The 19000-nt window shown below is 67.3% G+C and carries 20 protein-coding genes; 10 read left to right on the plus strand and 10 right to left on the minus strand.

The genetic code is table 11. The features are described from left to right. Positions 1-3: 3 nt before the first annotated feature. Both HNP02_RS01410 and HNP02_RS01415 read right to left on the minus strand, forming a co-directional pair. Positions 4-1953: a primosomal protein N' gene (locus tag HNP02_RS01410; protein WP_184434920.1), complete on the minus strand. Its 1950-nt coding sequence runs from the start codon at positions 1951-1953 to the stop codon at positions 4-6. A 50-nt stretch (positions 1954-2003) separates the two neighbouring features. Next, positions 2004-2735 carry a lysoplasmalogenase gene (locus HNP02_RS01415; protein WP_184433464.1) on the minus strand — a complete coding sequence of 244 codons (732 nt, stop codon included), beginning with the start codon at positions 2733-2735 and terminating at the stop codon, positions 2004-2006. Here HNP02_RS01415 and HNP02_RS01420 point away from each other — a divergent pair. Genes HNP02_RS01420 through HNP02_RS01435 form a run of 4 tightly spaced genes read left to right on the plus strand, consistent with a single transcriptional unit; the run spans position 2734 to position 5467 of the window. Further along, a complete protein-coding gene (locus tag HNP02_RS01420) occupies positions 2734-3690 on the plus strand; it encodes an alpha/beta hydrolase (RefSeq protein ID WP_184433467.1) in 957 nt (318 codons plus the stop codon). The two genes, HNP02_RS01415 and HNP02_RS01420, sit on opposite strands and share 2 nt — an antisense overlap. After that, complete coding sequence (locus tag HNP02_RS01425) at positions 3687-4100, plus strand: ester cyclase (protein ID WP_184433469.1); 414 nt, start codon at positions 3687-3689, stop codon at positions 4098-4100. The genes HNP02_RS01420 and HNP02_RS01425 overlap by 4 nt, the downstream gene beginning before the upstream one ends. 36 nt (positions 4101-4136) lie before the next feature. Continuing rightward, entirely contained in the window at positions 4137-5108 is a 972-nt protein-coding gene (locus HNP02_RS01430) for an alpha/beta hydrolase (protein WP_184433472.1), read from the plus strand. Further along, positions 5105-5467, plus strand: a complete 363-nt coding sequence (locus tag HNP02_RS01435) for a YdeI family protein (RefSeq protein ID WP_184433475.1) — start codon at positions 5105-5107, stop codon at positions 5465-5467. Before HNP02_RS01430 ends, HNP02_RS01435 begins: the two co-directional genes overlap by 4 nt. On the opposite strand, the gene HNP02_RS01440 is transcribed toward HNP02_RS01435, so the two are convergent. After that, positions 5464-6498, minus strand: coding sequence for an AraC family transcriptional regulator (locus tag HNP02_RS01440; RefSeq protein ID WP_184433478.1), 1035 nt, complete (start codon positions 6496-6498; stop codon positions 5464-5466). The genes HNP02_RS01435 and HNP02_RS01440 overlap by 4 nt on opposite strands. An 88-nt stretch (positions 6499-6586) precedes the next feature. Between HNP02_RS01440 and HNP02_RS01445 the strand changes: the two genes are divergently transcribed. Further along, positions 6587-7984: a cytochrome P450 gene (locus HNP02_RS01445; protein ID WP_184433481.1), complete on the plus strand. Its 1398-nt coding sequence runs from the start codon at positions 6587-6589 to the stop codon at positions 7982-7984. A 3-nt stretch (positions 7985-7987) separates the two neighbouring features. After that, positions 7988-9463, plus strand: a complete 1476-nt coding sequence (locus HNP02_RS01450; protein WP_184433484.1) for an NAD(P)/FAD-dependent oxidoreductase — start codon at positions 7988-7990, stop codon at positions 9461-9463. A 3-nt stretch (positions 9464-9466) separates the two neighbouring features. On the opposite strand, the gene HNP02_RS01455 is transcribed toward HNP02_RS01450, so the two are convergent. Next, positions 9467-10150, minus strand: a complete 684-nt coding sequence (locus HNP02_RS01455; protein ID WP_184433487.1) for a DUF2848 domain-containing protein — start codon at positions 10148-10150, stop codon at positions 9467-9469. 230 nt (positions 10151-10380) lie between these two features. On the opposite strand from HNP02_RS01455, the gene HNP02_RS01460 reads away from it, so the two are divergent. After that, the gene (locus tag HNP02_RS01460) at positions 10381-11760 is read left to right on the plus strand and encodes an MFS transporter (RefSeq protein ID WP_184433490.1); all 1380 of its coding nucleotides are present in this window, start codon (positions 10381-10383) and stop codon (positions 11758-11760) included. Here HNP02_RS01460 and HNP02_RS01465 read toward each other — a convergent pair. Continuing rightward, on the minus strand, positions 11732-12460 hold the full coding sequence (locus tag HNP02_RS01465; protein WP_184433493.1) for a GntR family transcriptional regulator: 729 nt from the start codon (positions 12458-12460) through the stop codon (positions 11732-11734). The two genes, HNP02_RS01460 and HNP02_RS01465, sit on opposite strands and share 29 nt — an antisense overlap. 51 nt (positions 12461-12511) lie before the next feature. Between HNP02_RS01465 and HNP02_RS01470 the strand changes: the two genes are divergently transcribed. Beyond that, complete coding sequence (locus tag HNP02_RS01470; protein WP_184433496.1) at positions 12512-13300, plus strand: carbon-nitrogen hydrolase family protein; 789 nt, start codon at positions 12512-12514, stop codon at positions 13298-13300. Positions 13301-13308: 8 nt separating this feature from the next. Here the strand turns inward: HNP02_RS01470 and metK are convergent, their stop codons facing one another. From metK to mihF, 5 genes are all read right to left on the minus strand, one after another. Further along, positions 13309-14508, minus strand: a complete 1200-nt coding sequence (gene metK, locus HNP02_RS01475; protein ID WP_184433499.1) for a methionine adenosyltransferase — start codon at positions 14506-14508, stop codon at positions 13309-13311. A 117-nt stretch (positions 14509-14625) separates the two neighbouring features. Further along, positions 14626-15882 carry a bifunctional phosphopantothenoylcysteine decarboxylase/phosphopantothenate--cysteine ligase CoaBC gene (gene coaBC / locus HNP02_RS01480; RefSeq protein ID WP_184433502.1) on the minus strand — a complete coding sequence of 419 codons (1257 nt, stop codon included), beginning with the start codon at positions 15880-15882 and terminating at the stop codon, positions 14626-14628. A 16-nt stretch (positions 15883-15898) separates the two neighbouring features. Then, a complete protein-coding gene (gene rpoZ / locus HNP02_RS01485) occupies positions 15899-16195 on the minus strand; it encodes a DNA-directed RNA polymerase subunit omega (RefSeq protein WP_184433505.1) in 297 nt (98 codons plus the stop codon). 77 nt (positions 16196-16272) lie between these two features. After that, complete coding sequence (gene gmk, locus HNP02_RS01490) at positions 16273-16827, minus strand: guanylate kinase (protein WP_184433508.1); 555 nt, start codon at positions 16825-16827, stop codon at positions 16273-16275. A gap of 28 nt (positions 16828-16855) precedes the next feature. Next, positions 16856-17179, minus strand: coding sequence for an integration host factor, actinobacterial type (gene mihF / locus HNP02_RS01495; RefSeq protein ID WP_184433511.1), 324 nt, complete (start codon positions 17177-17179; stop codon positions 16856-16858). A 528-nt stretch (positions 17180-17707) separates the two neighbouring features. On the opposite strand from mihF, the gene HNP02_RS01500 reads away from it, so the two are divergent. Further along, positions 17708-18268: a hypothetical protein gene (locus HNP02_RS01500; protein ID WP_184433514.1), complete on the plus strand. Its 561-nt coding sequence runs from the start codon at positions 17708-17710 to the stop codon at positions 18266-18268. Positions 18269-18625: 357 nt separating this feature from the next. Beyond that, positions 18626-18961 (plus strand): hypothetical protein, encoded by a 336-nt coding sequence (locus HNP02_RS01505; RefSeq protein ID WP_184433517.1) that lies wholly within the window; start codon positions 18626-18628, stop codon positions 18959-18961. Positions 18962-19000: the final 39 nt, after the last annotated feature.

Genomic DNA, 19000 nt, shown 5'->3' on the forward strand with positions numbered 1-19000 from the left:
GACCTACCCTATGTGCAACGGGTCGATCTGCACACGAACGGGCTGTTGATCGTGGCGGGCGCTGAGCACGCCGGTCGCGCGGCGCAGCGCAGCCCCAAGGGCGAGGCCGCCGTCGCGCGGTACCCGAACCAGCATGCGCATCACCGGGCCGGTAGTCGCCGCATCGCCGGCTGGGCGCCGCGCTCCCGGGGGCAGCTCCACGGGCCCGAGCACCTGCGCGTCGTCGGGGAGGCGGGCGGTGTCGAGCAGGGCGGCGGTCGCAGCGGGCGGCCCGTCGACGGCGGCCATGTGCACCGCGGGAGGTAGCCCGACCTCGGTCCTGGCGTCGAGTTCGGTTTCGGCGTGCGCCACCGGATCCCACCGGATGAGTGCCTGCACGGTCGGGATGGAGGTCTCGGCGACGATGGCGACGACACCGCCGTCACCGCGATGGCGCACCAGGGCGGCGGCGGCCATCCACCGACGCAGTGCGTCCTCGGCCGCGCGCAGGTCCTGCCTGCCGAGCAGCGCCCAGCCGTCGAGCAGCAGCGCCGCCCCGTAGCCACCCTCGGCAACCGGTTCGGCGCCAGGCGTCGCGACGACGAGAGCGGGCGCGTCGGGCACCGTGCCGATGACGGCGTCCCCTCCCGATGTGATGACCGTGGTGCCGGGAAACGCCCTGCCGAGCTCCTCTGCGGTGCGGCGCGCTCCGACGACGACGGCGCGGACGGCATCGGAACCGCAGCGGACGCAGCGCAGGGCGGGGTCGGTCCTGCCGCACCACCGGCAGACCGCCCCTGCGTGGTCGCGTTCGGGCAGTGACATCGGCCCCGTGCAGTGTCTGCAGCGAGCGATGGACCTGCATTTACCGCACGCCAGCGCGGGCACGTAACCCCGTCGTGGCACCTGGACGAGCACTGGGCGCTCGGCCTTGAGGGCGGCGCGCGCGGCGTCCAGCGACATCGTCGGCAACCGTGCGGTGTGGGAGGCCGCATCGCGTTCCTGCGCGAAGGCACTGTCGTCGATCGCGATGACGCGCGGCGTGCGGGTCCGCACCACGGGCCGGGTCGCGACCAGGTCGTGAGCCCACTTGGTGCGCACCAGCGCCTGCGCCTCTGCCGTGCGGGCGTAGCCGCCGATCAGCGCCGCGCAGCGCACCTGGTGCGCCCGCAGCATCGCCACCTCGCGCGCGTGCGGGTACGGGGCGCGTGGCTCGGCAAGGGTGTCGTCGCCGTCGTCCCACACCATCACCAGACCGAGGTCGGCGACCGGCGCGAAGACCGCACTCCTGGTGCCGATCACCAGACGGGCGCGACCGCGCAATGCGGCAAGCCACCGGCGGTAGCGCTCGGAGGGCCCGAGGCCTGCGGACAGCGCCACCACCCTGGCTTCGTCGACGTGCCGGACCGCGGCGGCGTGCAGGGTGTCGACGTCGCGCTGGTCCGGCACGATGACGAGCGCGCCGCGGCCCGCGTTCACCACGACCGCCCCGGCCTCGGCCAGCCGATCGGCCCACGACTCCCCCGGCAGCGCCTGCCACACCGCGCGTGCGGCACGTCCCTCACCGAGCGCGCCGAGGAACTGCTCACCGCGTCCGTACGACGCCCACGGCGCCGGGTCGACGGCGGTCGGCACCAGTGCGGGCAGTTCGGCGACGGCCTGCTTCTCGACGTTGGCGTGCCGCGGCGGCACCGCCAGTCGCAACACGTCGGCACGGGTACCCGCGTAGCGCGCGGCCACGGCGTCGACGAGGCGGCGTACGTCGGGGGTCAGCACCTGCTCTGCGGAGACCACCTTGTCCAGCCAGCCGAGCTTGCCGACATGATCTGTGTCCGAACGTCTTTCGATGATGAAGGCGTCGACGAGCCTGCCGTGGAAGCGGACCCGCACCCGCACACCGGGCTGCGCGTCGTCGGAATGCTCGGCGGGGACGAGGTAGTCGAAGTCACGGTCGAGGTGGGGCACCTGCAGCATCGGCACCACCCGCGCGATCGGCTCGTGCTCGGCCGCCTGCTTGGTGGTGGTCACGAAGCCGGTTTAGCAGGGCCGACCGACGCCTCAGGGGTGCGGCCGAAGAAGAACCCCGCGGTGATCAACAGCAGTGACGTTGCGTACGCCCACCAGATCGGTACCGCCAGCGCCTCGGATTGCAGCACGAACTTGCCGATCCCGATCATCCCGTCGGACACCGCGAAGCACACCGCGCCCAGCGCCGTCCACGGCGTCGGCAACCGTGCCAACAGCGCGGCACAGACCATCGTGGCCAGCACCGCCATGTAGAGCGTCACCGGCACGGCCATCCCCTCGGCGATCAGCCGTGGCCAGAACCAGATCAGCAGCGCCACACACACTGCGACGAGCACCGCCGCGCCGGCCAGCCGCGGCGCGCTGCGGGTGACGAGCGGGAGCAGTGCGGCGAGGAAGCACAGGTGGGCCACCAGGAACGCGCCAAGCCCGAGCACGAATGACGGCTCCCACCACGGCATCGCGAGCAGGAAGTCCCCCGCGGCCGAGAAGACCAGTGCCGCGACCAGCCAGCGCCGTTCACGCCGGACCGAATGACCCAGCGCGGCGATCGCGAGCAACGTGGCCGCCGCCGCCTTGACCGTGGGCTGGCCAGGGAACTGGCCGGTGAGTTCGGCGCCCGACGGCAGGTGCGCGGCGGCGGCGATCAGGAACACCCCATAGCCGGCACCAACGACGGCCGCGGCCACCCACAGCAGTCGGGTACTGCGCCGCGGATACGGTGAGGCCATGTCAGACGCCGACGAGCCCAGCTCAACACCCCTCGACGCCATCCTGCAGAAGGTACTGGAAGCGGTGCCGTTCCAGTTCACAACCGATGGAGGACCCGAGGCGTCCCGGCAACGCTTCCGCGACCTGCCGCGCCGTCCCGTGCACCCCGAACTGCGCGTCGAGGACCGCACCATCGACGGACCGGCCGGCCCGATCCCGGTCCGGCTGTACTGGCCACCGGAGCCGGGTGCGACGCCGCCGCCGGTCGTGGTGTTCATCCACGGCGGCGGATGGGTCGTCGGCGACCTCGACACCTACGACGGGACGGCACGGTTGCACGCCGTGGGCGCGGGCGCCCTCGTGGTGTCGGTGGACTACCGGCTGGCACCCGAGCATCCGTTCCCCGCCGCCGTTGACGACGTGTGGGCAGCCACGCAATGGGTCGCCGAGAACGCCGCAGAACTCGGCGCCGACCCTGAACGCCTTGCCGTCGCAGGCGACTCCGCGGGCGGCAACCTCACTGCGGTGGTCGCGCTGCTGGCGCGCGACGCGGGCGGGCCACCGATCCGATTCCAGCTGCTGTGGTACCCGGCGACCACGTGGGACCCCTCGCTGCCGTCGTTCACCGAGAACGCCAACGCGCCGGTGCTCGGCACGGGCGCGGTTGGCGGGTTGTCCCGCTGGTACGCAAGCCACGTCGACCTGAAGAACCCGCCAACGACGCTGGCGCCCGCAAGGGCCGAGAACCTGTACGGACTTCCGCAGGCCTACATCGCCGTCGCAGGCCACGACCCGCTGCGCGACGACGGCAAGCGCTACGGCGAACTGCTGGCAGCTGCAGGCGTACCCGTCGAGGTGCACAACGCCACCAGCCTGGTGCACGGCTACCTCGGCTATGCGGGGGTCGTGCCAGCAGCCACCGACGCCACCGACCGTGGATTGTCGGCGTTGCGCGACGCGTTGCACTCACCATGAGCAACACGAATTCGGTCGACATCGTGCACGCGTTCTGGGATGAGGTGTGGAACGCGCACGACCCTGAGGCCGTCGACAGGTTCGTGGTCGACGACTTCCTCATCGTCAGCGGCGGCGAGGAGATCTCCGGCAGGGCCAACTTCAAGGCCTGGATCGCCGGTTTCCTTGCCAAGGTCGACGACCTGCACCTCGAGGTCGCGGAGTCCTTCCAGAACGACGATGGCAGCCGGGTGACGTCGCGCTGGGTGTTGACCGGAAGGAACAACGGCATCCTCGGCACCGCGCCCGATCAGCAGAACATCGCCATGACGGGTACCGCCGTGTGGGCGGTGCGCGAGGACGGAAAGCTGCTGTGCAACTGGGTGGAACGCGCCTCGTTCGAGCTTTACCGGCGACTCGCCGACCAGTAGGTCCCGCACTGAGCCGGCCGCGCTAACGTGAGGCCCATGACTGATACCTCGACGACGCGGCCAGACATCGACCCGATTCTCAAGGCGTTGCTGGACGCAGTCCCGCTGGAGTTCACACTCGAAGACGGCGTCGAGGTGGCCCGCGAGAGAATGCGTGCGATGACGCCACCGGCGGAGATGTCGCCGGACATGCGGATCGAGGAACGCACCGTCGGGCATGGCGAATTGGCCGACATTCCGGTGCGCATCTACTGGCCGCCCATCGAGGCTCATCAGGACCTGCCGGTCGTGGTCTTCTATCACGGCGGCGGCTGGGCGATCGGCGATCTCGACACCCACGATCTCTTGGCGCGAACGCACGCCATCGGCGCGGAGGCCATCGTCGTGTCCGTCGACTACCGGCTCGCCCCCGAACATCCGTTCCCGGCGGGCGTCGAGGACGCCTGGGCCGCCTTGCAGTGGGTCGGCGTGCACGCGGCCGAACTCGGCGGTGATCCTGCCCGCATCGCGGTGGCTGGCGACTCTGCCGGTGGCAACCTGTCGGCCGTAATGACCCTGCGGGCGCGCGACGCAGGCGGTCCGCCGCTGGAGTTCCAGCTGCTGTGGTATCCGTCCGCGGTGGGTGACCAATCGGCACCCTCCTTCATCGAGAACGCCGACGCACCGATCCTCACCCGTGACGTCATCGACGCCTTCCTGACGTGGTACCTGCCGGGGGTGGACGCCAGCGATCCCGCGTCGTTGCCGGTCGACGTCGCCCCCGCGAACGCGGCCACGCTCGCCGGCCTGCCGCCGGCGTTCATCGGTACCGCCGAGCACGACCCGCTTCGCGACGACGGCGGCCGTTACGCCGAAATGCTGTCCGCTGCAGGCGTTCCCGTGGAACTGAGCAACGAGCCCACCATGGTGCACGGATACGCCAGCCTTGCGCTCGCCTCTCCTGCGGCCGCCGAGGCCACCAACCGCGGGCTGGCTGCGCTGAGGGCAGCGCTGCACCCCGCCGGGTGACTGAGCGGTTCGTCCTCGACGTACGGTCACCGGCCGAGTGGGAGCAGTGGTTAGAGGTCAATCACGACACGGTGACCGAGGTGTGGTTGCGGCTGTTCAACAAGAGCGCAGGCGACGTGCCCCTGCCCTACACCGAGGCGGTCGAGATCGCGTTGTGCTTCGGCTGGATCGACAGCCTGGCACGTGGGCACGATGAGGTGTCGCGCATCCAGCGGTTCAGTCCGCGCAAGCCCAAGAGCGCGTGGTCGAAGTCCAATGTCGAACGGGTGCAACGACTCGTGGTCGCAGGACGAATGCGCGAGCCGGGACAACGCCAGATCGATGCCGCCAAGGCCGACGGCCGCTGGCCTGAGCACTAACCGGAACGCGGGTAGGCGCTTGGAGGCACCCCGTGCCACCGCTTGAACGCGTGACAGAACGTCGAGGTGTCGGTGTAGCCCAGCCGCGTCGACACCTGTTCCACCGTCAGGCCGACGTTGCACAACAGGTCGAGGGCCAGCGTGGAGCGGGCCTCGTTGAGCAGTGCGCGAAATGACGTGCCCTCCTCCGCGAGCTGTCGCCGCAGCGTGCGCGGGTGCACGTCCAGCTCGGCGGCCATCTCCGGAAGTGTCGGGAAGCGGCCCGATTCCCGAAACAGCTTGGTACGCGTCACCGCGGCGATGCCGCGCCGTTGTTCGTTGCGCTGCATCAGCACGTCACACTGCGCGATGCACATCTGCAGCGTGTGGCGATCCGCTTGCGGCAGTGGCTCGTCGAACATCGCGCGCGGAAAGTGCAGCCGGTTGTGAGCACGACCAAACTCTCGCCTCACGACCGGAAGCAGCTCCAGGAGCGGCGCGACCGCCTCCTGGTCGAAGGTTGCCTCGGCGGTCACCTGATCGGCGTAGCGCGCAACGACCGGAAGAGCGAAGTCGCTGACCGTCATGGAAATGCTGGTGACGTCCCGCTCCAGGAAGAAGCCGCGGACATCGGCGGGCAGATGGTCGACCGCGAACTCCAATAGGCAGCTTTCGGCTCCCTCGAACAGCTTGACGTCGATGTTCAGCATGGTCAGCGAGAAATAGCGCATCGAAACGTCGAAGAGTTCACGAAACGTCGCGCACGACATCGCCGCGAACCCGAACAAGCCGAGATGGGTCAACCGGAACCTGCTGCCCACGTCGATGCCGAGCCCGGCGTGGTCCGGCAGCGCGGCCAGAAGCCTGCGCACCGCGACGATCTCATCCGATGCGGTCACCACCGCCTCTGGGTCGTCCAGGTCGGCAGGCCCGATCCCGGTGCCCTTGAGGACGTCGGACGTCGCGACGCCGCGCTCGTTGGCGACCTCGCACAGCACCCGGGTCGTGTAGATCGGATGCCGCAGGTCAGGCGACCACGCCGTCGATGCCATCACCGTTGTTGTCCCAAAAGTTGTGTTGTCCCAAAATCTGTCCCAAACTCCCAACTCTGTGTCCCATAGTCCCATTCCACAACCATTGATGCGTTCATACGCTCGATTCATGGCGGCACCGGCGGCGCGACTGAACACGTGGACCACCACCCGTGACGCGATCACCATCGGCTTCGACGTCGGCGGCGGTTTCCTCGAACGGGCTCTCGCGCACGACATCACCCGATTCCGGTGCGGTGGAAGACGTTTCGTATCGATCACCCACCCCGACTACATCGATCACGTCCTACACACCGCCCGGCTGCGCTACGTCAAGTCCAACGAATACGAGCCCATCCGGGCGGCAGCCGGCATCAACCTGCTGACCGACGAGAGCGACTCTTGGGCCGCCCATCGGACCACCCTCAATCCCACGTTCGCGCGGCGCCACCTCAACGAACTGGTGGATCTGATGATCGACCCGATCGAACGCGTGACCGCCGACCTCGCCGACCGGGGTGACGAGGTCGTGTTCGACATGCACGCGACCATGGTCGAAACGACGCTGCGAGTGGTCGCGAATGCTCTGTTCAGCCAGGACTTCGGCCCGATCGTGCACGGCATGAAGGACCTCACCACCCGTGGCCTGCGGCGCACGGAGCGGCTGGCCAGAATCGGCCTCATCGGGCTTCTGCCGCGATCGGTCTACAACGGGATGACCTGGAGCGTGTACTCGGGAATCAGCCTGCCGCCACCACTGCGGGAAGGGCAGAAGATCATGCTGACGCTGGATGCCGCCGTCAACGACGTACTCGACGACCGCGTCGCGCATCCGACCCAATCGGCCGACCTCCTCAACGTGCTGTTCCAGGCCGACAACGGAACGTGGCCGCGCAAACGGATCCGCGACGAGGCGCTGACCTTCATGCTCGCCGGCCACGAGACCACGGCGAACGCGATGTCGTGGCTCTGGTATCTGCTGGCTCAGAACCCCGATGCGCGCGAAAAGATGCTCGCTGAAATCGACGACGTGCTCGGGCGGCGCAGGCCCACCGCCTCCGACTTGGCCGACCTGCCCTGGACGACGGCCTGCGTGCAGGAGTCGCAGCGCTACTACTCCGCCGTGTGGATGATCGGGCGCGAGGCCGTCGAACCCGACGACATCGACGGGCACCACATCCGCCAGGGCACCACCGTGCTCGTCCCCGTCCACGCGGTGCACCACGACGAGCGTTGGTGGCCGGACCCCGAAACGTTCGACCCGACGCGCTTCATTGGCGATGCCGGCAAGGACCGCCCCCGGTCGGCGTATCTTCCATTCGGGGGCGGACGGCGGATCTGCATCGGGCAGACCTTCGCATTGATGGAGATGGTGCTGATGGCGGCGATCATGAGTCAGCGGTTCACCTTCGATCGGGCGCCAGGGCATCGGGTCGAGCTCGAGGCGACACTGACGCTGCGGCCCAAACACGGCGTACAGGTCGTCGGACGCAGACGGGAGGGCTGAGGGATGCCCGACTTCAACACCATCATCGTCGGCGCCGGGTTCGCCGGCATCGGCTCGGCCATCCAGCTGGACCGGACGGGCCTCGGCGACTATCTGATCATCGAAACAGGCGACGAGCCTGGCGGAACGTGGTACTGGAACACCTATCCCGGTATCGCGGTGGACATCCCGTCGTTCTCCTACCAGTTCTCGTTCGAGCAGAGCGCGGACTGGTCACGCACGTACGCCAAGGGCAGCGAGCTCAAGGCCTACGCCGCCCGCTTGGTCGACAAGTACCGCCTGCGTCAGAAGATCAGATTCTCCACCAAGGTCACCGCGGCAGTGTTCGACGACGAATCCGGTTGGTGGCGCGTCGATCTGGACGACGGCCAGTCGCTGACGGCGCGATTCCTGGTCAACTGCAGTGGCGTTCTGACGGTGCCGAACCTGCCCGACATCGACGGCGTCGACAGCTTCGCGGGGATCACCATGCACACCGCACGGTGGGATCATTCCCAGGACCTGACGGGAAAGCGCGTCGCCATCATCGGTACCGGCGCGTCGGCGGTGCAGGTGATTCCCGAGATCGCCCCAATCGTCGAGCGCCTGACGGTGTTTCAGCGCACGCCGATATGGTGCATGCCGAAGCTGGACGTCCCGCTTCCCGCGCCAGCGCGCTGGGCCATGCGGATCCCCGGCGGGAAGGTGCTGCAACGGCTGATCAGCCAAGCCTACGTGGAGCTGACGTTCACACTGTCCGCCCAGTACTACACCGTGTTCCCGTTGGCCCGCCGCGCGGAGAAGATGGGACGGGCGTACCTGCGTCGCCAGGTGAACGACCCCGAAGTGCGCGAAAAGCTCACGCCGCGTTACGCCGTCGGCTGCAAGCGTCCTGGCTTTCACAACACGTACCTGTCGACGTACAACCGGGACAACGTGGAACTGGTCACCGAACCCATCGACAAGGTCACCGGAACCGGGGTGGCCACCGAGGACGGATCCACCCGTGACGTCGACGTGCTGATCCTCGCCACCGGGTTCAAGGTGATGGACGTCGACAGCATCCCGACGTTCCCGGTCACCGGCTCGGGCGGCCTGCCGTTGGCCAAGTTCTGGTCAGAACAACGCCTGCAGGCCTACGAGGGCGTGAGCATTCCTCGCTTTCCGAACTTCTTCACGGTGATGGGCCCCTACGGCTACGTTGGCTCGTCGTACTTCGCGCTGATCGAGACGCAGACCCACCACATCGTCCGGTGCCTGCAGCAGGCTGCGGACCGGGGCGCCACCAGGGTCGAGGTGTCCCAGGAGGCCAACGACCGCTTCTTCGCCGAGATGATGCGCAAGCGGCACCGGCAGATCTTCTGGCAGGACAGTTGCAGCCTGGCGAACAGCTACTACTTCGACAAGAACGGTGACGTGCCGCTGCGGCCCACCACCACCATGGAGGCGTACTGGCGCAGCCGCCGGTTCCCGATCGAGGACTACGCCTTCAGCCGGTAGCGCTCAGCCGATCGGCTCTGCCATCGGCACCGTCCGGTACTCGACGCTGATGACGTCCTTGGTGGCGGGGTCGGTCATCGCCACCTTCCAGCTGTCCGCAAACTGGTTGACGCCGTTGAGCATTGAGATCGTCCCCGAGATCAGAACGGTGCCTGGCCGCGCGTCACCACGCTCGGCGAGCACGTCCAGCCAGTACTTGGGTGCGAGGAGGTCGCCGAGCGTGCCTTGCTGGATCAGCTCGACGGTGTCGCCGTGGCCGACCCACGCCTCGAGAGCGATGTCGTCGAGTCGGTCGGCGACGTCCGACAGCCGCCATGCCTTGGTGCCGAGGACGTCGGGTGCTGCGTTCTTGCTCCACGCCACGCTGTGCACCTCGAGGTCACGATCGGTGTGGTCGCACGCGGCGGTGATCAACACGTCGTCGTCGGTGATGATCAGCGCCCACTCGGCCTCCCCGGAGGTCTTGCCGTGCTGGACGTCGACGCGGTCGGTCTGCTGGGCCAGATACGGCGCGATCGGGTAGAGCGCGGGGGTAGTGGTCGGAGCGGGCACGCCAAGGGCTGCCAGCTCGGCGATGTGCGATGCCACTTCGGCCTGGTCGCGTCCGGCGTAACCGGCGTTGAGCAGCGCGGTCACTTCTACCGACTCGATCGAGCCGTCGGACATGGTGAAACTGAGTTGCGACACGGTGACCTCCTATGACGCCGCGGACAGCGCTGATCCGGGCGGGTAACGATTGAAAAAATTTCAAGAAAGTAAGAACTTCAAGAAATCTGCCCTCAGGGCTTGCGCATATAACATGTATACAGAAAGTATATATACTGCACAACACACTGTGGGGAACACAGCGACCGAGACCACACCTCGATTGTCGACCTCGAACCGTCCAATCAGCAGCCGACGACACTGGGAGCGCCATGTCCAATCACAGCGCCACGACCAACCACGAAGCCGGGGACGGTACTAGTCCCCCCGTGCACCGACCCGGACTCGTCAAGGCGTTCGCGGCCAGCCTCACCGGCACAGCTCTCGAGTGGTACGACTTCGCGATCTACTCGGCGTCCGCGGCGCTGGTCTTCCCGCAGGTCTTCTTCCCCTCTTCGGATCCGCTCACCGGAACCCTCCTTGCGTTCTCGACGTACGCCGTCGGCTACGTCGCACGACCAATCGGCGGGTTCGTGTTCGGTCGCCTCGGCGACATCGTGGGACGCAAGAAACTTCTTGTCATCACGCTGATGTTGATCGGTTTCACGACCTTCGCGATCGGCGTGATCCCCAGCCACGCGTCGATCGGAATCGTCGCGCCGATCCTCCTCGTCACCATGCGGTTCGCCCAGGGCGTCGCCGTCGGCGGCGAGTGGGGCGGTGCCGTCCTGCTGTCCAGCGAATACGGCAACCCACGCCAGCGCGGGTTCTGGGCGTCGGCCGCCCAGATCGGTCCGCCGGCAGGCAACCTGATGGCCAACGGCGTCCTTGCGCTGCTGACCGTGTCGATGACGGAAGCCCAGTTCGAGAGCTGGGGTTGGCGGATCGCCTTCCTGGCATCTGCGGTTCTGGTCGGCTTCGGGTTGTGGATCCGGCTCGCGCTCGAGGACACCCCGATCTTCAAGGCCTTGCAGGAATCGGGTGAACGTCCAGATGCCCCGATCACCAAGGTCTTTCGCACTCAGAAGCGCGCGCTCATCGCCGGTGTGATGTCACGCGTCGGTCCGGACATCATGTACGCACTGTTCACCGTGTTCACCATCACGTACGGCACGATGCACCTCGGCCTGCAACGCAATCAGGTGCTCGTCGCGATCCTGATCGGCTCGGCGTTCCAATTGATCGGAATCCCGCTTGCCGGGGCGATATCGGACCGCATCAACCGGCGCCTGCTCTATGGCATCGCCGCGGTGGGCGGCCTCGTCTGGACGGTGATCTTCTTCATGACGGTCAGCAACGGGTCGTACTTGATGGTCGTCGTCGGCATCACGGTCGGCCTGGTGTTCCACTCCTTCATGTACGGGCCGCAGGCCGCATTCGTGACCGAACAGTTCGACATTCACCTGCGGTCGACGGGTTCCTCGCTCGCCTACACCATCGCGGGTGTGGTCGGTGGGGCGATGGCCCCGCTCATCTTCACCTGGCTGCTGAGCCAGTTCAACAGCTGGGTGCCGCTGGCCTGCTACGTCGGCGTGGCCATGGCCGTCACCATCGGAGGCCTGGCCCTCGGCCGCAACCCGGACGACAGCGAGGACGCCCACTACATCGAGATGGCCGAAACACTCACGCCCGCAACAGGATCTGCAAAGTAATGTCGAGATGTTCGTCGATCTTGGCTTCCGCCTTGGCCACGTCGCCGCTCGCCAACGCGTCGACGATGGCCTGGTGTTCGACACACACCGGACGCTGCCGATTGGGCGAGGCGAACACCGCGGCGAGGCCGATGCGCGACAGCCGGGCCCGCAACCCGGTGTACGTCGTGGCCAGCAATTCGCTGTTCGCGGCGTCGACGAGGGTCTGGTGGAAACGTCCGTCGAGAGCAATGAACGTCTTGGCAGACGACTCGTCGGCCGAGTCGATCAGGGTTTCCTGCTCGGCGAGGATGGTGCGCATCGTGGCGACCGGCGCGTTGCCCGCGGCAAGCACGCGCTGCGCCGCGTGCCGCTCGAGCACGCCACGCAGGTCCATCAACTCGGCGATCTGGCGGCCGGACAGCGCGGGCACTCGCGCCCCGCGCTTCGGCACCATCTCGACAAGGCCCTCGGCCTGCAACAGCAACAGCGCCTCACGCACCGGGGTGCGCGATACCCCGATCTGCGCCGCGAGTTCCTGCTCGTTGAGGAACGAACCAGTGGTGGTCGGCAACGTAAGAACCTGATCCACGATGAAGGCGTAGGCCTTCTCTCGTCCTGACGAGGGGGCCTTCTCTCGTCCTGACGAGGGGGCCTTCTCTCGTCCTGACGAGGGGGCCTTCTCTCGTCCTGACGAGGGACCACCGCCAGTCGTCTGCATACATTCTGTATACCTCAACCACCACGCCAAGCGATACAAGGAGACATCACGATGACGATTCGAATAGCTCTCGCCCAGGTGACCAGCACTGACGACGTCGCCGAAAATCTTGCCACGATCGACGACTACACCACCCGCGCGGCCGCCGACGGCGCCCGACTCGTGGTGTTCCCCGAAGCGATGATGCGGTGCTTCGGCGGTGCATCCTTGGCCGAGATCGCACAACCGCTCGACGGGCCATGGGCAACCGCGGTCCGCGCGATCGCCGAGCGCGCAGGCATCACCGTCGCCGCGGGAATGTTCACTCCTGCCGACGACGGCCGCGTCCGCAACACACTGTTGGTGACCGGCGGCGGAGTCGACGCGCACTACGACAAGATCCACCTGTTCGACGCATTCGGATTCGCCGAGTCCGATACCGTGTCACCCGGCCAGGACCCGCTGGTCCTCGAAATCGCCGGTGTTCGAGTCGGTTTCGCGATCTGCTACGACGTGCGGTTCCCTGGACTATTCCTGACGATGGCCGACAACGATGCTCGACTCAACGTCGTCTCGGCGTCGTGGGGCGCGGGCCCCGGCAAGGTCGAGCACTGGGAACTCCTCGCCCGTGCCCGCGCGCTCGACACCACGACCTTCGTCGCGGCGTGCGACCAGGCACCGCCCGCTGACTACCACGGATCGGCCCCACGGGGAGTCGGGCACAGCCTCGTCGCGGCGCCCGACGGACGCGTACTCGAAGCGCTTGGCGACGAACCCGACCTACTGATCGTCGACATCGAACTCGACGTGGTCGACGCCGTACGCCGCTCGCTCCCGGTGCTGGCGAACCGCCGGATCTGAGCCTTGCTCTAGACCGATGCCTTCAGGTCGTCGACCTTGTTGAGTTGCTCCCACGGCAGGTCGACGTCGGTGCGGCCGAAGTGGCCGTAGGCGGCAGTCTGGGCGTAGATCGGGCGCAGCAGGTCCAGGTCACGAACGATGGCGCCCGGCCGCAGGTCGAACACCGACGTGATGGCCTTCTCGATGCGGGCCGGGTCGACGGTCTCGGTGCCGAAGGTCTCGACGAACAGACCGACGGGCGCCGCCTTGCCGATCGCGTACGCGACCTGAACCTCGATGCGCTCGGCAAGGCCGGCTGCAACGACGTTCTTGGCCACCCAGCGCATCGCGTACGCGGCGGACCGGTCCACCTTGGACGGATCCTTGCCGGAGAACGCGCCGCCGCCGTGGCGGGCCCAGCCGCCGTAGGTGTCGACGATGATCTTGCGGCCGGTCAGGCCGGCGTCCCCCATCGGGCCGCCGAGCACGAACTTGCCGGTCGGATTGACGAGCAGCCGGTAGTCCGAGGTGTCCAGTGTCTCGTGGCCGAGATCGGCAAGAACCGTGTTGACGACCTTCTCGCGGATGTCGGGCGTGAGCGTGTTCACCAGATCGATGCCGTCGGCGTGCTGCGTGGAGAGCACCACGGTGTCCAGCCGCACCGGCGTCGTGCCGTCGTACTGGATGGTGACCTGGGTCTTGCCGTCCGGCCGCAGGTAGTCGACGACGCCGTTCTTGCGGACCTCGGTCAGCCGGCGGGCCAACCGGTGCGCCAGCGCGATCGGCAGCGGCATCAGTTCCGGCGTGTCCGTGATCGCGTAGCCGAACATCAGGCCCTGATCGCCTGCACCCTGGAGGTCGAGCGGGTCCGCGGCCCCCTCGACACGGGTCTCGTGGGCGGTGTCGACACCCTGGGCGATGTCGGGTGACTGCGAGCCGATCGCGACGTTCACGCCTGCGGTTGCGCCGTCGAAGCCCTTCTCCGACGAGTCGTAGCCAATCTCGAGGATCCGCTCGCGCACGATCGTGGGAATGTCGACGTAGGCGGACGTGGTGACCTCGCCTGCGACGTGCACCTGGCCGGTGGTGACCAGCGTTTCGACTGCGACGCGGGACTTGGGATCCTGCGCGAGCAGCGCGTCGAGCACCGAGTCGCTGATGGCGTCGCAGATCTTGTCGGGGTGTCCCTCGGTTACCGACTCACTGGTAAACAGCCGACCTTGGCTCACGGTGTCATTCCCTTCCGAAAAAACTTAGTTAAGCGAATCATATGCAAGTCCCGAAGCAGCAAACCCTGTGGGCCGCTCCCGCGCAACCCTTACGCGCAGAGTGTCACGTGTGACGCGTCACCCTTCCCGGCTGCGCAGGAAGGCCGCGATCGCGTCAACGATACGACTGGCCATCAATGTCTTCGACCCGTGCTCCAGCGCCGCCTCGTTGCCGTCGGCCGCCAGAAGCCACCCGTCGTTGTTGTCCACTTCGAACGCGCGGCCATCGCCGACGGCGTTGACGACCAGCAGATCACAGCCCTTGCGCTGCAGTTTCGCCCTGGCGTGGAAGAGCACGTCGCCGTTGGCATCGCCCGTCTCCGCGGCGAATCCAACGATCGCGCGCATGTTGGGCAGCTGTCCGTCGGTGCGGGCCCGCACGGTCCCGGCCAGGATGTCGTCGGTCCGGCTGAGATCGATGGCAGGGGCGTCGAGGGAGGAATCCGGGGACTTCTTGATCTTGCTGGTGGCAACGTGCGTTGGGCGGAAGTCGGCGACCGCAGCGGCCATCACCAACACGTCGGCATCGGGAACGTGCTTGGACACCGCGTCCTGCAGTTGGCTCGCCGACCCGATCCGAACCACGTCGACGCCTGCCGGGTCGACGAGGCCTGCCGTGTTGCCTGCGATCAAGGTCACCTCGGCACCACGCTGCGCGGCGACGCGTGCCACTGCGTAGCCCTGCTTGCCCGAGCTGCGGTTGCCGATGAAGCGCACCGGATCGATGGGCTCACGAGTACCGCCAGCGGTGACGAGCACCTTGACGCCTGCCAGGTCGTGGGGCAGGGCGTCGGAACGCTCGAGAAGCAGCTTGGCGAGGGTGGTGATCTCCTCCGGCTCGGGAAGCCGGCCCGCACCGCTGTCGGCGCCGGTGAGCCTGCCAGACGCCGGCTCGAGCACCACGGCACCGCGACGGCGCAGCGTGGCGACGTTCTCGACGGTGGCGGGGTGGAACCACATCTCGGTGTGCATCGCCGGGGCGAACAGCACTGGACATCGAGCGGTCAGCAGCGTGGCGGTCAGTAGGTCGTCGCCGCGGCCGGCGACGGCGCGCGAAAGGAGGTCGGCGGTGGCCGGTGCGACGACGACGAGGTCGGCGTCCTGGCCGATCCGGACGTGTGGGACCTCGTTGACGTCCTCGAACACCCCGGTGCGGACGGGCTGACCCGACAGCGCCTCGAAGGTGGCTGCTCCGACGAACTTGAGAGCCGATTCGGTGGGGACCACGCGGACGCTGTGGCCGGCCTCGGTCAGCTGCCGGACGACCGAGCACGCCTTGTAGGCGGCGATGCCTCCGGCGACGCCGACAACGATCCGCTTGCGGTCCGTACTCACGTGCTCGGCGGCCTGGCTACTGCTCGCCCTCGGTGTGCTCGAGCAGGTCGGCGTGGATTTCCCGCATCGCGATCGACAGGGGCTTCTCCTGGAGGCCGGGCTCGACCAGCGGGCCGACGTACTCGAGGATGCCGTCGCCGAGCTGGTTGTAGTAATCGTTGATCTGACGCGCCCGCTTGGCCGCGTAGATGACCAGCGCGTACTTGCTCGACGCGCGGTCGAGCAGCTCGTCGATGGGCGGATTGGTGATGCCCAGCGGCGTGTCGTAGGCGTTGGCGGCGTCGGAGTCGGGGCTCTCGACTGGGGTTGTCACGAAGAAATCTCCTGGCGTTTTCGCTTGAGGGCTAGCTAGCTGTCGGGCCGATCGGCGCTCCATTTGGCGCTGAGCTATTAACGGCCCACCAGCAAGGATACCAATTCTGCGCACGCAGACTCCAATTGGCTGTTGACGACCACCGTGTCGAACGTGTGTTGAGCTCTGAGTTCGGCCCTCGCGGTGTCGAGCCGGCGGGCCATCACCTCGGGACTCTCGGTCCCGCGGCCGACCAAACGGGCCTCCAAGACATCCCAGCTGGGCGGTGCGAGGAAGACGCTGGTGGCCTCCGGCATGGCAGCCTTCACGGACTTGGCGCCAGCGAGATCGACCTCGATGAGCACCGGGAATCCGGCGCGGGCGGCCTCACGAACGGGTGCCGCCGGCGTGCCGGATCGGTGCAGGCCACCGTGAATCTCAGCCCATTCGAGCAGCTCACCGTCGTCGATGAGCTGCTGGAATCGTTCGGCAGAGACGAACGAGTAGTCGACTCCGTCCACCTCACCAGGACGAGGCGCCCTGGTGGTGGCGGAGACGCTGAAGTGCAGGTCGGGAACGCGGTCGCGCAGGCAACGCACGACCGTCGACTTGCCGACGGCCGAGGGACCGGACAGCACGACAATTCGACTCATCGCAATCGCCGTCCGGTCCCCGCCGACGCTAGTCAGCCGTGAAGTCGAACTTTTCCAGCAGGGCCTTGCGCTGACGATCACCGAGGCCGCGCAGGCGGCGGGTCGGAGCGATCTCCAGCTCGGTCATGATTTCCTGCGCCTTGACCTTGCCCACCTTGGGCAACGCTTCCAGCAGTGCGGAAACCTTCATCTTGCCCAAGACCTCGTTGGTCTCAGCGTCCTTGAGGACCTGCTTGAGGTTGGTGCCGCCGCGCTTGAGCCGATCTTTGAGCTCGGCTCGCAGTCGACGTGCGGCAGCAGCCTTCTCCAACGCTGCCGCTCGCTGCTCGTCGGTCAACTGGGGAAGGGCCACGGTTTCCTCCGTCTCTCGGTCATCTCTTTGAGGCCGTTATTTTCTTGTCTTGACTGGTAGGAGAACCAGCCAGCGACGACGACCGTACCCACGCTGGCTGACGAAAGCTAACCCCACCCCCCTGTTTGGCCGCCAAAACTCCAGCGTGTAGAGCACGCGTTTCGGGGCGGGACCACGCCGTCACCGGCCCGATCTGGCACGATTTGTCCCCGGTCGGCCATCGATGTGCCTGCATATCAACGGTTTTGGCCGGATCGGCTCGATCTCGGCACACGGCCGAGGGTCGCGGGGATGCCCCCGGGGCGCGCAATCGGCCCACTGGTTGAGAAATTTTCGCTGGTCACGGCGTGTCGGGCGTGTCGGAGCGCTGTTCGGCCACGAGCGCGGTGTCACTTCCGTCACTTCAGTTTCATCCGTCACGTAGCTCACTCATACCCAGCGAAAAGCTGGGACACAGGTCGCCTGCATAGCGTGCGGCTGTCGGGTTGATCAAGCGGCGTCCCCGAATGCCTCGAAAGGAAAGTGGCCATGCTTCTCAAGCGCGTGACCTGTGCCTCCGCGATCGCCATCGGCGTGGGGGTCTCCGCACTGACCGCCGGGGTCGGCCTCGCGGCCGCACAGCCGGGCCCGGCGCCGTGCGGACCTCAGGGCGGTACCTGCCAGGGGCCGGGCGGTCCCGGTGGACCTCAAGGCGGACCGGGTAGGCAGGATCCCCCGCCGGACCGGGGCGGCCCAGGTGGACCCGGCGGGCCTCAGGGTGGGCCTCAAGGTGGACCTGGCGACGGCCGCGGTGGCCCTCCAGGCGGGCCCGGAGGCCCGAACGACGGGCCCGGCGGACCAGGAGGCCCAGGTGGACCCGGCGACGGGCGTGGTGGACCGGGTGGGCCGGGTGACTGGCGCAATGGACCCGGCAGCCCTGGTGGGCCGAACTGGGGTCCCCCACCCCCGGACCTCGCCTGGCGCGGGCTGGATCAGGGTCGGTACGACCACCAGCCGTTCAACTACAACGGCAGCTGGGTGCAGCCGCTCTTCAATCCCGACTTCAACAACTGGGGCTTCTGGTTCCTGGGAATCTGGATTCCGCTGTGATGGTCTAGCCGCGGGTCGTCACGTCGAATGTGCGCGTGTGGCGGAGAACTGGTCAGTTCTCCGCCACACGCGCACCATCGGCGGGGCTCATCGAACTTGCGACGACGTGCGGCCGGTGATGGCGACATCACCGGCCGCATTCGTTGTCTCCGGACGTGATCGAGCGGGCACTGCCGTTCGCGGTGTTCTTCGCGACTTCGCGGCTGCCGCGATAATCCTGAGAGCAAACGGTTTTCGTACTGTTATCGGATGCACAGCCCACGCCCACTTGGACCACAGTGCCAACCCATTTCCGCCGCTTAACGTCTTGGTGGTGAGGCGAACTCGCGCCCACGGACGAGAAGTGGAGAGACCCTGATGACCATCAAGCGAGCCATCTACGCGTCGACGCTGGCAGCCGGAGTCGGACTCGCCGGGTTGTTCGGCGTCGGCCTCGGCACGGCGTCCGCAGAACCCGGACCGCAGTGCAACGCGCCGAACAGGCCGCCTTGCGGACAGGATCAGCACGACAACCAGGGGCGGGGCGACGATCGCGGCGGCCCGGCTCCTGTCGACTGGAACCACCGCGGCATCGATCAGGGGCGGGGCGACCACCAGCCGTTCAACTGGTACGGCCAGCAGGTCAACCCGGTGTTCGACGGGGGCCACAACGCCTGGGGCTTCTGGTTCCTCGGGCAGTGGATTCCGCTGTAAGCCAAGGGAAGAAAGCGCGGCGGGTCACCGGCAACGGTG

It is taken from the genome of Mycobacterium sp. AZCC_0083 (assembly GCF_014202335.1).
In the GTDB taxonomy this organism is placed as follows: domain Bacteria; phylum Actinomycetota; class Actinomycetes; order Mycobacteriales; family Mycobacteriaceae; genus Mycobacterium.

Excerpts from the sequence above, each read along its gene's own strand:
- HNP02_RS01410 (WP_184434920.1), bottom strand. The coding sequence starts at position 1,953 with ATGCTGCAGGTGCCCCACCTCGACCGTGACTTCGACTACCTCGTCCCC.
- HNP02_RS01420 (WP_184433467.1), top strand. The coding sequence starts at position 2,734 with ATGTCAGACGCCGACGAGCCCAGCTCAACACCCCTCGACGCCATCCTG.
- HNP02_RS01415 (WP_184433464.1), bottom strand. The coding sequence starts at position 2,735 with ATGGCCTCACCGTATCCGCGGCGCAGTACCCGACTGCTGTGGGTGGCC.
- HNP02_RS01425 (WP_184433469.1), top strand. The coding sequence starts at position 3,687 with ATGAGCAACACGAATTCGGTCGACATCGTGCACGCGTTCTGGGATGAG.
- HNP02_RS01430 (WP_184433472.1), top strand. The coding sequence starts at position 4,137 with ATGACTGATACCTCGACGACGCGGCCAGACATCGACCCGATTCTCAAG.
- HNP02_RS01440 (WP_184433478.1), bottom strand. The coding sequence starts at position 6,498 with ATGGCATCGACGGCGTGGTCGCCTGACCTGCGGCATCCGATCTACACG.
- HNP02_RS01445 (WP_184433481.1), top strand. The coding sequence starts at position 6,587 with ATGCGTTCATACGCTCGATTCATGGCGGCACCGGCGGCGCGACTGAAC.
- HNP02_RS01450 (WP_184433484.1), top strand. The coding sequence starts at position 7,988 with ATGCCCGACTTCAACACCATCATCGTCGGCGCCGGGTTCGCCGGCATC.
- HNP02_RS01460 (WP_184433490.1), top strand. The coding sequence starts at position 10,381 with ATGTCCAATCACAGCGCCACGACCAACCACGAAGCCGGGGACGGTACT.
- HNP02_RS01465 (WP_184433493.1), bottom strand. The coding sequence starts at position 12,460 with ATGCAGACGACTGGCGGTGGTCCCTCGTCAGGACGAGAGAAGGCCCCC.
- HNP02_RS01470 (WP_184433496.1), top strand. The coding sequence starts at position 12,512 with ATGACGATTCGAATAGCTCTCGCCCAGGTGACCAGCACTGACGACGTC.
- gmk (WP_184433508.1), bottom strand. The coding sequence starts at position 16,827 with ATGAGTCGAATTGTCGTGCTGTCCGGTCCCTCGGCCGTCGGCAAGTCG.
- HNP02_RS01500 (WP_184433514.1), top strand. The coding sequence starts at position 17,708 with ATGCTTCTCAAGCGCGTGACCTGTGCCTCCGCGATCGCCATCGGCGTG.
- HNP02_RS01505 (WP_184433517.1), top strand. The coding sequence starts at position 18,626 with ATGACCATCAAGCGAGCCATCTACGCGTCGACGCTGGCAGCCGGAGTC.